Annotated in this window: 7 protein-coding genes; 1 reads left to right on the top strand and 6 read right to left on the bottom strand. The window is 69.7% G+C overall.

Going from position 1 to position 13,166, the window contains the following annotated elements; translation table 11 throughout:
* Positions 1–401 precede the first annotated feature (401 nt).
* Entirely contained in the window at positions 402–2,252 is a 1,851-nt protein-coding gene (locus tag QT196_RS02995; protein ID WP_290354283.1) for a beta-galactosidase family protein, read from the top strand.
* A 54-nt stretch (positions 2,253–2,306) separates the two neighbouring features.
* Here the strand turns inward: QT196_RS02995 and QT196_RS02990 are convergent, their stop codons facing one another.
* The 6 genes from QT196_RS02990 to QT196_RS02965 all read right to left on the bottom strand — a co-directional run bounded on the left by QT196_RS02990 (position 2,307) and on the right by QT196_RS02965 (position 13,159).
* Positions 2,307–3,635, bottom strand: coding sequence for an MFS transporter (locus QT196_RS02990; protein WP_168477290.1), 1,329 nt, complete (start codon positions 3,633–3,635; stop codon positions 2,307–2,309).
* Positions 3,636–3,772: 137 nt separating this feature from the next.
* Entirely contained in the window at positions 3,773–4,903 is a 1,131-nt protein-coding gene (locus tag QT196_RS02985; protein ID WP_168477288.1) for a pyridoxal phosphate-dependent aminotransferase, read from the bottom strand.
* A gap of 175 nt (positions 4,904–5,078) precedes the next feature.
* Positions 5,079–6,857, bottom strand: a complete 1,779-nt coding sequence (locus QT196_RS02980; protein ID WP_266735156.1) for an FAD-dependent monooxygenase — start codon at positions 6,855–6,857, stop codon at positions 5,079–5,081.
* Positions 6,838–10,776 carry a non-ribosomal peptide synthetase gene (locus tag QT196_RS02975; protein ID WP_290354282.1) on the bottom strand — a complete coding sequence of 1,313 codons (3,939 nt, stop codon included), beginning with the start codon at positions 10,774–10,776 and terminating at the stop codon, positions 6,838–6,840. The genes QT196_RS02980 and QT196_RS02975 overlap by 20 nt, the downstream gene beginning before the upstream one ends.
* Positions 10,773–12,428 (bottom strand): MBL fold metallo-hydrolase, encoded by a 1,656-nt coding sequence (locus QT196_RS02970; RefSeq protein WP_290354281.1) that lies wholly within the window; start codon positions 12,426–12,428, stop codon positions 10,773–10,775. Before QT196_RS02970 ends, QT196_RS02975 begins: the two co-directional genes overlap by 4 nt.
* A complete protein-coding gene (locus QT196_RS02965) occupies positions 12,428–13,159 on the bottom strand; it encodes a hypothetical protein (RefSeq protein ID WP_290354280.1) in 732 nt (243 codons plus the stop codon). Before QT196_RS02965 ends, QT196_RS02970 begins: the two co-directional genes overlap by 1 nt.
* Positions 13,160–13,166 lie beyond the last annotated feature (7 nt).

The following is a 13,166-nucleotide window of genomic DNA, read 5'->3' as shown; positions in this document are numbered from 1 at the left end:
TCGGGCGGGCTGTGGCTTGTCGTCTACGACTGTCGTCTGCGATCGCGCGACGATCTCCGTGCGAGTGCAACGGTGCCCCCTCCTGCGGGCCTCGCCGGGCGCGCATCCAGTCGATGGGTGATGTCGTACCAGCAAACCCAGGCGAGGGCCGGATGGTGAAGGTACGAGGGGGCATGGTTGCGGGCACCTTTGTCGGCCCGCCGTGCCATGGCGGAGCGCTTCCCTGGGGGCCCAGGAAGGCTACGGAGCGAACGTCAGCGCCCGCTCCTGGCTGAACTGTGTTCAGTCACGAACCCTTGTGCTCGTTTCTGTTCTACATGACACTCTCAAGGCACAGAACCGCGCACCACTGAACATGTTCGAACCTTGCGTGACGGTCGGTCGAGTCGAGGAGAGCAGAGATGACGCAGTTCAGCCGGCGGAGATTTGTGAGTGCGGCCGTGGTGGGGGCCGCGTCCGTGGGTGTCGCCCTGGGCGGTGGCCGTACGACCTTGGCGCAGGCCGACAGTCCGCGGGGGCTGACCGTGCGCGGGAGCGAATTCCTGCTGGACGGTGAGCCGTTCCGGATCCTCTCGGGGGCCTTTCACTACTTCCGGACGCATCCCAAGGACTGGCGCGACCGGCTGCTGCGGATGCGGGCCATGGGGCTCAACACGGTGGAGACCTATGTGGCCTGGAACTTCCACCAACCGCACGAGGGGAAGGCCGACTTCACCGGATGGCGCGATGTCGTGTCCTTCGTACGGATCGCGGACGAAGTCGGGCTCAAGGTGATCGTGCGACCGGGACCGTATATCTGCGCGGAATGGGACTTCGGCGGTCTGCCGGCCTGGCTCCTCAAGGACAAGGACGCGCCGCTGCGCCGCTCCGACCCCGCCTACGAGCGGGCGGTGGACGCCTGGTTCGCGGAACTGCTGCCCCGGTTCGTCGATCTGCAGGCCACACGTGGCGGGCCCATCATCGCCATGCAGGTCGAGAACGAGTACGGCAGCTATGGCGACGACCATGCGCACCTGGAACATCTGCGGGACACCATGCGGGCGCAGGGCGTGGACAGCCTGCTGTTCTGCTCCAACGGGGCCAGCCAGGAAATGCTCAGGAACGGCAGCCTCCCCGACCTCCTCTCCACCGTCAACTTCGCCGGGGATCCGGCCGGGCCCTTTGCCGAGCTGCGTAAATTCCAGCCGGACAAGCCGCTGTTCTGCACCGAGTTCTGGGATGGCTGGTTCGACCACTGGGGAGAGCCGCACCACACCACGGATCCAGCGCAGACCGCTGCCGACGTGCAGAAGCTCCTTGAGTCCGGAGCGTCGATCAACTTCTATATGGCGGTGGGCGGATCGAACTTCGGCTGGTACGCGGGTGCCAACCTGACCGGCAGCCACTACCAGCCCACCGTCACCAGCTACGACTACGACTCCCCGATCAGCGAATCGGGCGAACTCACCGAGAAATTCCATCAGGTGCGTGACGTGCTGGCCAAGTACAGCACTTTGCCGAGCACGCCCCTGCCGGCCACGCCGCGCCGTATGCCGGCCCAGCGGGTCGCCGTCCGCGAGTCGGTGCCGCTGATGGACGCCCTCGACGCGCTGAGCACTCCGATCCGGCGTACCGCTCCCGCTCATATGGAGGCGGTCGGGCAGTCCTACGGGCTGATCCACTACCGCACCCGGGTGCGGGGGCCGCAGGGGACCAAGAGTCTGCGGCTCACGGGCCTGGGCGACCGTGCGCTGGTGTTCGGCGACGGCAAGCGGATCGGCACCTTTGACCGTAACCAGCCGGACCACACCGTCGACTTCACCGTGGCCGGTGCGTCCGGCACTCTCGACCTCCTGGTCGATCCCACCGGGCGGATCAACTTCGGGGAGGGACTGAATGACCCCAAGGGCCTCAGCGGCAAGGTGCTCCTTGGTGAGGACGAACTGAGCGACTGGGAGATCCGCCGGTTGCCTCTCGACGACCTCTCGGCTGTGAAGTTCGGCCGCGGAGACGTGCCGACCGGCCCCGCGTTCCATCGGGCCCGGGTCCATGTCGACACCCCCGCGGACGGCTTCCTCGCCTTTCCGGGCTGGGACAAGGGCATGGTGTGGCTCAACGGGTTCGCGCTCGGCCGGTACTGGTCCCTCGGGGCGCAGGTCACCCTTTACGCCCCGAGCCATCTGTGGCGGCGGGGCCGGAACGAGCTCGTCGTGCTGGAGATGGAGCGGACGGGGGACCGGATCGAGGTGCGGTCCGAGCCCGACATCGGTTAGGTGCCGGCTCGTTGGCCGGTCGGCCGCGGCGAGCGCCTCCTTGGGGCAGATGCGTCAACTACCTGCTTCTGTGTGGTCCGACGAAGCCTCTGCCCGCTCTCCTGCAGCGGATTCGGTGCCGCTCAGGGGGCTGTCCGCCGTGCCGAAACCCCGTAGGCGGGGGACCGGGGAGAGCAGGACCGGTGCCAGGGCGGAGAGGAAGAACACGCCGGCCACCCAGAGGATGGCGCGTGGGCCGGCCAGGTTGCCGAGCCAGGCGGTGATCAGGCCGCCGAGGGAGATGCCGCCGAAGACCAGGGCCCGGTAGCCGGCCACGACGCGGCCCATGAGGCCGTCGGGAGTGACGCTCTGCCGCAGGGTCGCGGTGAGGACGCTGAAGACCGCGAGACCGCCGTTCATGAGGACCAGAAGGGCGGTATCGACGAGAGCGAGGGTGGTGCGCTGCCCCGTGACGGCGGGGATGAGCAGGGCGGGGACGGCGATGGCGGCGGCGGCCGCGAGGTAGGTGACGCCGACGGGGAGGCGCCGGGAGAGCCAGGGGGCGCAGGCGGCTCCGGCCAGGCCGCCGGCCGCTCCCACCGCGAGGACGATGCCGACGTTGAACCCGAGAATTTTGTTCATGTAGACGAGGAACGCGGTCTGGAAGATGGCCCACGCCAGGTTGTAGAGGCTCCCGGCCAGGGTCACCGCCCGCATCAAGCGTGAACGTACGAGGAAGCGCAGCCCGTCGTAGAGGTCCTGCCAGGGGGTGCCGACCACGCGGGTGGGGGCGGGCTCCGGCCGCTTGATGAGCAGCAGCGAAAGGACTGACACGAGGTAGGAACCGGCGTTGAGTGCCAGGCAGAGGGGCGCGGTGAGCCACTGGACGAGCAAGCCGAACAGGCCCGGCCCCGCGACCTCCGCCGCAGCCTGGCTCATGGACACCCGACCGTTGGCCGACAGCAGGTCCTCCGAGGCCACGAACTTCGGGAGGTAGGCCGGAAGACACAGGTCGAACAGCACGGTGAACGTCCCGATGCCCAGGGCGAGGATCACCAGCCAGGACATGGACAGCCACCCGAGTGCCGCGAGCACCGGGATGATCCCGACGAGCACGGCACGGGCGCTGTTGGCGATCACCAGCAGCGGGTGACGCCTGCTCCGGTCGACGAGCACTCCCAAGGGCAGCGCCAGGGCGAGGAACGGGAGGTACTCGACGAAGCGCAGCAGGCCCAGGTCGGCGGCGTCGGCGCCGAGCACGACGAGGGCGGTGAGCGGCAGAGCGAGGAGACTGACCTCGGCGCCGAAGAGCGAGATCGTCTCGCCGATCCAGAAGATGTGGAAGTCACGGTTGCGGCGCAGCCCTTCCCGGGGCGGGGACTGCGTCGCCGACGGCATCGTCATGTCATTACCCATCAGTGAGACGTCCGGCTCCAGGTGATTTCGGATCTTGGTGGGTATCGTGACGGCCCGCCGGCCGTCGGCGATCGATATCGGTCATGGTGCGGCGCGCTCGAAAGCCTCTGGCGGGAACGGAGAACTCACCTGATTCCATGGGCTGTGGTGAGACCGGCTGCGGACCGTCGTGAGGGGACCGTCAGTTGACGGAGGCGGTCGAATGCCGCGTCAAGGTAGTCCGGAACCGCGCCGAACGAGAGACGTACCCGGTCGTCCGTTCCCTGCCAGAATCCGAGGCCGGGCATCAGCCGTACGCCCACCTCGGCCAGTGCCCGGTCGCAGAACTGCTGGGCGCTCGCGTTCGGGTCGGCCAGCTTCAGCCAGAGGAACAGGCCGCCCGGTGGAGGTGCCGCCTCCTCGAAGAGGTCGAGTGTGGAGAGCGCGTCGAGGGCGATGGCGCGGCGTTCGGCCAGCAGCTCGAGGTTTCCGTCCACCGGCCGGACCAGCAGAGCCGTCGCTGCTTGTTGAGCCACCAGCGACGGGCCCATGCGCAGGCGCTCGGCCACACCGGTGAGTACTTCGGCGACCGCCGGTGCCGTGGTGATCCAGCCGATGCGGACTCCGGGGCAACCGAACGCCTTCGACACGGAGTTCACCTTCACCACATGGCCGCTGTCGAGCACGGCCTGGTCCTCACGGGGACGCGTACCGCTGACGATCAGCTCGTCGTAGACCTGGTCCAGGACGAGCAGCGAGCCATCGGCGCGCGCCGCCTCGGCGTGCAGGGACAGGGTGCCCTCGGCGAGCACGCGGCCATCGGGGTTCGACGGGCTGTGCAGTAACCGCATCCGTGCCGGACGGGCGCTGTCGGGCTCCGCGTTGAGGGGGACGACCGTGGCGCCGAGGTTTTCGAGGATTTCCCGGTAGAAGAGGAAGCTGGGGGCCTGTACGGCGACCCGGTCACCGGGGTTCAAGAAGGTGTGCGCGAGGAGGAACAGGGCCTCGGTCGCACCGTGCGTCACCACGATGTGGTCCTCGGTCAGCGACAGGCCGTATTTCGCGTTCTCCCGGGCCGCGATGCGGCGCCGGAGTTCCCGTTCCCCTTGTGGATCGGGATAGGTCTCGGCGCGGAAATCGACGCGGCCCGCCGACGCCGGGAGACCGCGCAACAGGGCCTCTGAGAGATCCCATGTGGGCTGTCCGTCGTGCCGTGCGGCACGTGCCTGACGCTCGATCAAGGACAGCTCGTGCCACTGACGACACGTCGAAATCATGGGCACTCCTCGGGTAGCTGATCTGCGGCGGCTCGTGTGGGAGCCGGCTGGGGTCCGCGCCGATGCCCGCGGCGACGACGGCCGCGGGCATCGGCGGTCTTTCAGGTCATGACTGGGTCGGGTACGGGGAGGCTGTGCAAGAGCCGGTCCGGCTGTCGGAAGTGGGCTGTCAGCCCTACAGCCGCAGTTCGATCGGCAGCGCGGCCGGTGTCGTGTCGGGCTCGGGTGACGGGGCGTCGAAGAGTGCCGTCAGGGTCGCGTACGTCTCGTCGAGGGAGCGAGGTGGCGTCGTGGGCTGGAACAGTCCGGCGGACCGCCAGTGCTCGGGGTCCAGGCCGATCGCCCAGGCGTTGAGCCAGGGGTGCTCGCCGAACTGCGCCCGCCGCTCGGGCATGGTGTCCTCCACGGCGATGAGGAAGATGGCCTGGGCCACCTCTTCGAGCACGGCCATGCTGTGGCGGTGGTCCGCCACGAGGTCGGCCACCGACTTGCCCTCCACGAGGTTGCGTTCGTACGCCTCGTGCAGGAACGGGATCTTGTCGTAGTCGATGAAGCGGAAGTCCCGGCCCCGCCCCGCCTTCTGTTCCCACTGCTTGAACAGGCGCTTGACCTGCACGGTCAGGGCGTAGAGGCCCGGGGTCGCGGTGCGGACCGCGGCGGCCTTCTCCTCGTCGAGGAAGATGCCGTTGTAGATCTGCGGGGTCGCCGTGGTCCAGGAGAGCAGGGTGTCCCAGATGAACGACAGCGCCATGATGAGGGGCTCGCCGAAGTACGAGTACGAGCTGTGGATGTTGTACGCGAGCCAGTCGTTCTGACTGAGCATGAAACGGCTCAGCTCATCGACCCGCTCCGGACGCAGCGCGCCCCGGGCGTCCTCGCCGATCAGCCCGATCAGCCCCGAGTTCTCGAAGGCGATCATGTTGGAGCCGGGGGAGTAGAACGGGTCGGCGAAGGCCGCGGCCTCGCCCAGGCAGCCCCAGCGGTCAGCGGAGAAGACCTGGGAGGAGGTGTAGCTGTAGTCGCGGACGGCGAGGAAGTCGAGAACCTCGTGGTGGGGCAGCGCGGACGCCACCGCCGGCTCGTTCTTCTCCAGCCACTCGACGGCCGTGGGGAGGGTGCTCATACCGTCGATGTCATGGATCTCGCCGGAGGTCACGATGCCGACGCTGGTGTTGCCGGAACCGAGCGGGATCAGCCAGACCCAGTAGCCGGGGCCCATCAGATGGACCGTGGAGAGCCGGCGGTTGCGGCCCGGCACCCGCTCGTGCCAGTCGGTGTTGTCGTCGGAGACGAAGTCCTCGACATCGAGCCGGCCCGCGACGCGGAACCACACGGCGTTGAACTGGCCCTCGGTGGGGCGCTGAAGCCCGAGCTTGCGCTGGATGTACCGGGCGCGTCCCATGGCGTCGACCACCCACCGGCAGCGCGCGCTCCGGGGCACCCCCTCCCCGTCGACGTACTGCACCAGATGTGAGTCCTCACCGGGGCCCAGGTCGACCTCGCGGACCATACTGCCGGTGGCGATCTCGACACCGGCCTCGCAGTTCATCTCGTACAGGTCGTTTTCGAGGACACCGCGGTCGATCTGGTAGGTGCTCCGCCCGGGGAAGCCCGACAGCCCGATTTCCGGGGCCTCCGCGAACGGCCGGCCCGCCTGGCCGAAGAAGTAGCGCAGGCCCAGCTTGGGGAGGTGCTTGTCGGCCATGTACTCGGCGAGTCCGAGGACGGAGGAGAAGTAGAACCCCGCGATGTCCACCGTCGACTCGCCGACTTTGTGGGCGGCCAGTGGCACCGGGTAGGTCTGCCCGTCGATCACCAGGACCGAGGCATCGGGCTGTTCACGGCGCAGCTGGCGGGCGAAGGTGGCGCCCGCGAGTCCGCCGCCGCAGACCACGACGTCGTACCAGGGGGTCTCGTCGGGGGTCGCGGAGTGCTCAGGACTGAACAGTGTCACGGGATTCCTCCGGTATGCCGGGTACGGCGTCGTAGCCCGGGGTGTCGGTGGCCGGCGAGGACAGTGCCTCGGACCAGAGGGCCATCAGCCGTTCGGCGGAGGCCTCGTCGAGCCGGTCGAGGTCGTGCTCAAGGGTGGCGACGAGCTGGGGGGCGCCGCCGGGAGTCGCCGGTTCCAGCGACACCGCGAGCACCACCGGATGGTGCAGCTGGCCGAGGGCGATGCACTCCTCGACCAGGGTCAGCCGGTCGACGGCCTGGCGGGCGTGATGGAAGTGCACGAAGTTGAACCACCCCGCGATGGCCTCGTCGTCCGCGACATGACCGGCCAGCGGGTAGCCCGCGTAGGGTTCCAGAGCTTCGAGCCGGGCTTGGACCGCCGTTGCCGAAGGGGGTTGCGTATCGGCGTCCCAGCGGGAGTTGACCGGCAGGATGTTCCAGAACAGGCCCGTGGTGCCGAGCGGGTCGGTGAGCCGCTCCGACCGGCCGTTGGCGACGATGCCGACCGTCAGCTCCGGAGCGCCGCCATGACGGTGGAGCGCGGCGAGGAAGGCGGAGAGACAGCGGGCTTTGGGGGAGAGGCCCTTGTTCCGGGTGCCGGCGAGGAGCGCCTCGACCCGCTCCGGGGGCACGACGACCTCGGTGTAGCCCACCCGCCGGAACTCCCGGCGGCGCGGGGTGGTCAGACCGTCCGGGAGCGTGGCCAGGGCGTCCGCCCAGAAGCCTTGTGCCTGCGGGTCGTCGGCGAGTGTCCGCTCCAGCGCGACGAACTCCCGGTAGGAGTCCACCGTGGGCGCCGCGGTGTCGGGGCGGCCGCCGGCACGGAGGGTTCCGTAGTCGTCGAGCAGTTCGTTGCGCAGCTGGACGCCGCTCCATCCGTCCGTCAGCGCGTGGTGCGCGGACATGACGACATCGACTTCGGTCGCGGAGCGTACGACGAGGTGGAAGCGGGTCCACGGCGCGGCGCCGTCGGTGTCGAAGGCCTCGGCGAGATCGGCCTCGACGACGGCGTTCAGCACCGTGTCGGCCGTGTCCTCCGGGTGGGCTTCGACGGTGTCGACGAGGGTGGCGTCCGGCGGCAGCACGCACTGGAGCAGCCGTCCCGAGCCGGCCGCGCGGACGATGGCGGTGCGCAGCGACCGGTGCCGTTCGACCAGGCCGCGCAGGGCCTGCCGCAGCACATCGAGGTCCAGCTCGCCGTCGCGCAGCCGCCATCCCGCGACGCAGTGGTAGGCGTGCAGCGCCCGCAGGTCCGGTTCGGCGGACCACTCGACCATGCGTTCCTGGAGGTGCGTCAGCGGGTAGGCGTCCTCGCACCGCGCCGGAAGCTGCCGCGTTTCGTCGTCGGTGAGGCTCACGGACGCGCTCACGGCCGGTGTCACGGACTCGGTGGCATCGCCGCGTTCGGCCACCATCCCCGCGAGCGCGCGAACCGTCCGCTGCTCGATGATGTCGCTGGTGCGCAGCGTGATGCCCACCTGCTCCGCGGCCTGTACGGCCTGGATCAGCCGGATGGAGTCGCCGCCGAGCTGGAAGAAGTCGTCCTCGGCGTCGATCGCGGGCAGGCCGAGGACTTTCGCCCACCCCTCCAGCAGGCGCGTTTCGAGCGGGTTCGCCGGTGTGCTGACCGGGCGCTCGGCCAGCCGCCGCTCGTGCAGGTCCAGGAGGGCGCGACGGTCCACCTTGCCGTGTTCGGTGGTGGGGAAGTTGTCGACGAGGTGCACGGCGCTCGGGACCATGTAGGCGGGGAGCGTCCGGGCGAGGTGGTCGGAGAGCGCGTCGACCGGTACTGCGCCGTGCTCGGGGCCGTGGCCGCCCGGCTCGCGGACGAAGGCGACGAGCACCCCGCGGTCGGTATCCGCGGCGACCACGGCATCCTCCACGCGGTCGTGCGTGCGCAGCGCGTTCTCGATCTCGGTGGGTTCGACCCGGAAGCCACGGATCTTCACCTGCTGGTCCCGGCGGCCGGCGAAGACCAACTCCCCGTTCTCGTCCCAGCCGCCGAGGTCGCCGGACAGGTGCAACACACCGCCGTCCGGGCGGAACGGGTGCGGGACGAACCGGCGGGCGCTCTGCTCGGGGTCCCCGATGTACCCGGACGCCACACCGCGCCCGGAGATCGCGATCTCGCCGATGACATGTCGGGGGAGCAGATTCCGGTCCTGGTCCAGGATGTAGACCTGCATGTTCGCGCGCGGCCGGCCGAGCGGTACACCGTGGTAGTCGCGCTGCGGATCCACCTGGTGCAGCGTCGTGTTCACACATGCCTCGGTCGGGCCGTAGCCGTTGTAGACCGAGACGCCGCGGGCCGCGTACGCCAGCAGATCCGCCGTATTGGCCGGCTCCGCCGCCGAGATGAGCACCCGGAGGTCCGTCAGCCGCAGCGGATCGAGCGCACTCAGATAGGAGGGCGTCATGGTGGTCGCCGTGACGGCGTGCCCGGCCATCAGGTCTTCCAGACGGCGCGGATCGGCGAGCTCCTGCTCGTCCGGGAGGACCAGCGCCGCACCGGCGAGATGGGTCATCACGATGTCGAGCAGCGCGCCGTCGAACGAGAGCGCCATGAACGCGAGGTAGCGGTCGCTCGGGCCGAGACCGAGCTCGGTGACGTGGTCGAGCGCGACGTTCACCACGCCGGCGTGGTCGAGGACGATCGTGCGCGGGGTCCCGCCCGAGCCGGAGGTCGTGATGACCGCGGCGGCGTCGCCACCCCGCGGGGCCGGCCAGGTCGGCTCGGCCGGTGACACCGCCGCCGTGCCCGCGGGGAACTGGAGGTCCAGACCGCACACGGTGAGCGTGGGCAGGTCCGTGAGGCGGTGCAGCAGACTGGAGTGCAGCGCCAGGACCTTGGCCTTCGCGGCGTCGGCGATCTGCGCGATGCGGTCGGTCGGGGCGTGCGGGTCGATCGGGACATACGCGGTCCCGGCGAGCATGCAGCCCCACAGCGCCACGAGGGTGTCCTCGGCGCGCGAGACCAGGACGGCGACCGCTTCCCCTTCGGCCAGGCTCAGATCGTCGCGGAGGTGATGGGCGAACTGCGCGGCGCGGGAGTGCAGTTCGCCGTAGCTCACCGCCCGGCCGCCCGTGAGGAGGGCGGTCGCGTCCGGATCGGCGGCGGCCACCGCGCGGAACCGGGTCGCCAGCGAGTCGTCCGGCGTGTGGGCGGGCACGCCGGTGGCGGTGAGCGTGTCGAGTTGGTGGAGGATCTCGTCGTCGTCGAGCAGGTCCAGGTCGGCCACCGCGACACCGGTGTCGTCGAGATACTCCAGCACCTTTTCGACCAGCCCGACGACATGGTCGGCGAACCACTCCGGGAACCGGCCGTGCCGGTCCTCGACGTCGAAACTGCCCTCCGCCGTATTGATCCTGATGACCAGTTCGGTGCTGTCGTCGACCGCCACATCCTCGTGCAGAGAGGTCTCGGCGACCACCACACCGGTGTCCGTCGGTCCGTCCGCCTGCGCCCACAGGTCGCGGACCGGAAAGCCCTGGACCGCGTACGAGGTGGCGACCTGGTGGCGCACATGCTCCAGCAGCGACTTGAAGCTGCCCCGCCGCTCCGGGCGGAAGACCAGCGGCACCCGGTCGTCGTACCCGTAGGGGCTGTCGACGCCGTGGAGCAGGGGAGTGGACAGCCAGACCACGTCGTGTGCCGAGGTGCGCTGCACGACGGCCACGAGGGCGGACAGCAGGACGACGAAATCGCCCAGCGTCTGACCACCGCTCACCGCGGTGACCCGGCGACGGCTCTCCGGCCCGAGAGTGACACGGTGTCGCGTCCCCGGGGCGGCCGTATTTGCGGTGACGACGGAGTCGGCCCAGTGCAAGGCGTCCTCGGGGGACGGCATGGCCGTCAGCCAGGCGGCGCGCTGCTGCTGGTGGGCCGGGCCCTGAAGGGCCTCGATTCGGGAGATGCTCACGACACGCTCCAACGCTTCGCACCGTAGAGCCGCTCGGAGTGGCGGCCCTGCTCATGGCAGGTCTCGACCAGCCGCTTGGCCTCCCGGATCGCGAGGGACTCATCGGTGTACGGGATGCCCAGTAGGGGGTAGAGCCAGGGCTCCTCGCCCATCGCGTACACATAGACCGCCGAGCTGCGGAAGCGCTCGACGACATCGAGGGCCTCGTCGCACGTGGACGCGCGCCCCCGCCGGCTCTGGTCGTGGTCCCGGTCGAGCGGATGGGCGAAGTACGGGGCATAGACCCAGCTCGCCGGCGCGCCCTCGCACTCCATGCCCAGGAACATCAGGTCGACGTCGCCGACCAGGTCGTGCACGCGGTCGTAGAGCGCCGGGTTGACGTTGGCGGTGTCGGCCCCGAACAGCGCGGTCAGGCCGCCGAGGCGGACGTGGTAGGTGGACTTCGACCGGATCGCCAGGTCGTGGTGCTCGCCGACGAACGGGATGGCGGTGATCGCCCCGTTGGGGAGGTGGGTGACGTCGAGCTCCCGCACCTCACGGACATCGGGGAAGCCCAGGTGCTCGACGACGAGGCGCAGCGAGGGGTCCATCAGCCCGCCGCCGTCGTTGCCGGGCACGATGACCGTGCCCACCTTGTGCCGGATCTGAAGCAGTGTCTCGGGCAGCACATGGTCGTGGTGGGCGTGGGTGATCAGTACGTAGTCGATCCGGTCGGGCAGATCCGCGAAGGAGCGGCGCGGCACGTCGGATTCGTGGTCGTAGGGGAGCACGGGGTCGACGAGGATGCTGACCTCGTCGTCCTCCACCAGCACACAGGCATGCCCGAAGTAGGTCACCCGGACCCGGCCCGGCCCGGGCCGCGAGTCCGCGCGCTCGTCCGGCGTCCGCGGGGGAGTGGTGGTGAACAGCTCGCGGAAGCGCGCACGGGCACCGGCGTCCAGGCCCAGCTCGTCGGCGAGCTCGTCCGGATCGACGGGTTCGGTGCGGGCGCGGAACAGGGTGTCCAGCGCCGGGGTGGCGAAGGGCAGGTCGAGTTCCACGGCGCCCTCCCAGGCCGCGCCGTCGGTGTCGTCCGGGTCCTCCACCACGGGCAGGCGGGGCGTGGAGAAGGCGAAGGGGCGGTCGCCGTCGCGGTCCGTGCGCACCAGGCGCAGACACTGCCCCGACGGGTCGGCCAGCGCATCGGCGTAGAGCAGTCGTTCGTAGAGCCGGCACCGGGCCCGGTTGTGGCGGTCGTACTCCAGCTCCACCAGGCCCTGGAGCGCGGCCGGGACGGAGGGGTACAGCGGTTCCAGCGCGCCACCGGTCATGCTCTCCAGGAGCGTGTCCAGCTCGCCGAACGCCGCCACGAAGTCCTGCTGGCGCTTCGCCTTGGTACGGGTCGCGTCCAGCAGCGCCTGGACCTCGGCGACCTTGGCACCGCCGAGGTCGAGGAACGGGCCGCTGCGGGTCGCCGGGTTCGCCGCCGCGGCAGCGTGCATCGCGGGGGAGCGGACGTAGGACTCCATCATCCGCAGATGACGCTCCATGGTGACGAACGCGGCCGTCGCCGGGGAGACCAGGTGCACCCACGCATACCAGCGGTCGACCAGCGGCTCGACCTCGACATCCCCGCGGAGGAAGTACCCCGTAGTGGTCTGCGGCTTCGTCATCAGCGGTCTCCCTCGTCGACCCGGGCGTCCAGGTCGGCCAGCGCCGACTCGATCTCCGCGAGGTCCTCGATGACGAAGTAGCGGTTCTGGAGCTGGAGGATGTCGAACGTCGCGCGCCGCACCACCTCCGGGTCGAAGGTCTCGGTCGCGGCGTCCGGGTCGAGGCACTGCTGGATCTCGTCGGCCGAGGACAGGATGGCGCCGCCCAGCGCCCGGAGCCCGTCGGGTGTCCGTATCAGACCGGCCTCCAGAGTGGTCCACATGATGCTCTGGAGCAGCGCGAGTTCATCGGGGCGCTCCGCACAGCGGACCCCGATACGGCCGAACTCCTGGTACAGATCCGCCGTGCGCGAGTGGGCCAGGAAGGGGCCGTGGCCGAACAAGTCGTGGAACAGGTCGGGCAGTTCGGCGAAGCGGATCTCCTCCGGCTTGCGCATCTGGTTGGTGACGGGGAATCGCCGGTTCAAGAGCATGGTGAAGAAGTCGGCCCCCTTCACCAGGCCGTCCACCGCGACGAACGTCCAGCCGGTGATCGCGCGGGAGCGCTCGTTCACCCGGTCGAGATCGGGCACATGATCGGCGGGCAGGCCGAGCAGGTCGAGCCCCTCCAGGTAGATGGCCGGCGCGGCCAGTGGCACGAGATCCAACTGCTGGCGGTAGAGGTGCCGCCAGACCTCATGGTCGGCCGGCTCATGGTGGTGCTGGACCGACAGTATTTCCTGAGTGTCCACCTCTGCT

Origin of the sequence: Streptomyces sp. P9-2B-2, from assembly GCF_030406865.1 — a bacterium.
GTDB classification, from domain to species: domain Bacteria; phylum Actinomycetota; class Actinomycetes; order Streptomycetales; family Streptomycetaceae; genus Streptomyces; species Streptomyces platensis.
The sequence above is the reverse complement of the archived record's forward strand: the minus strand, read 5'-3'. Positions and strand labels throughout refer to the sequence as shown.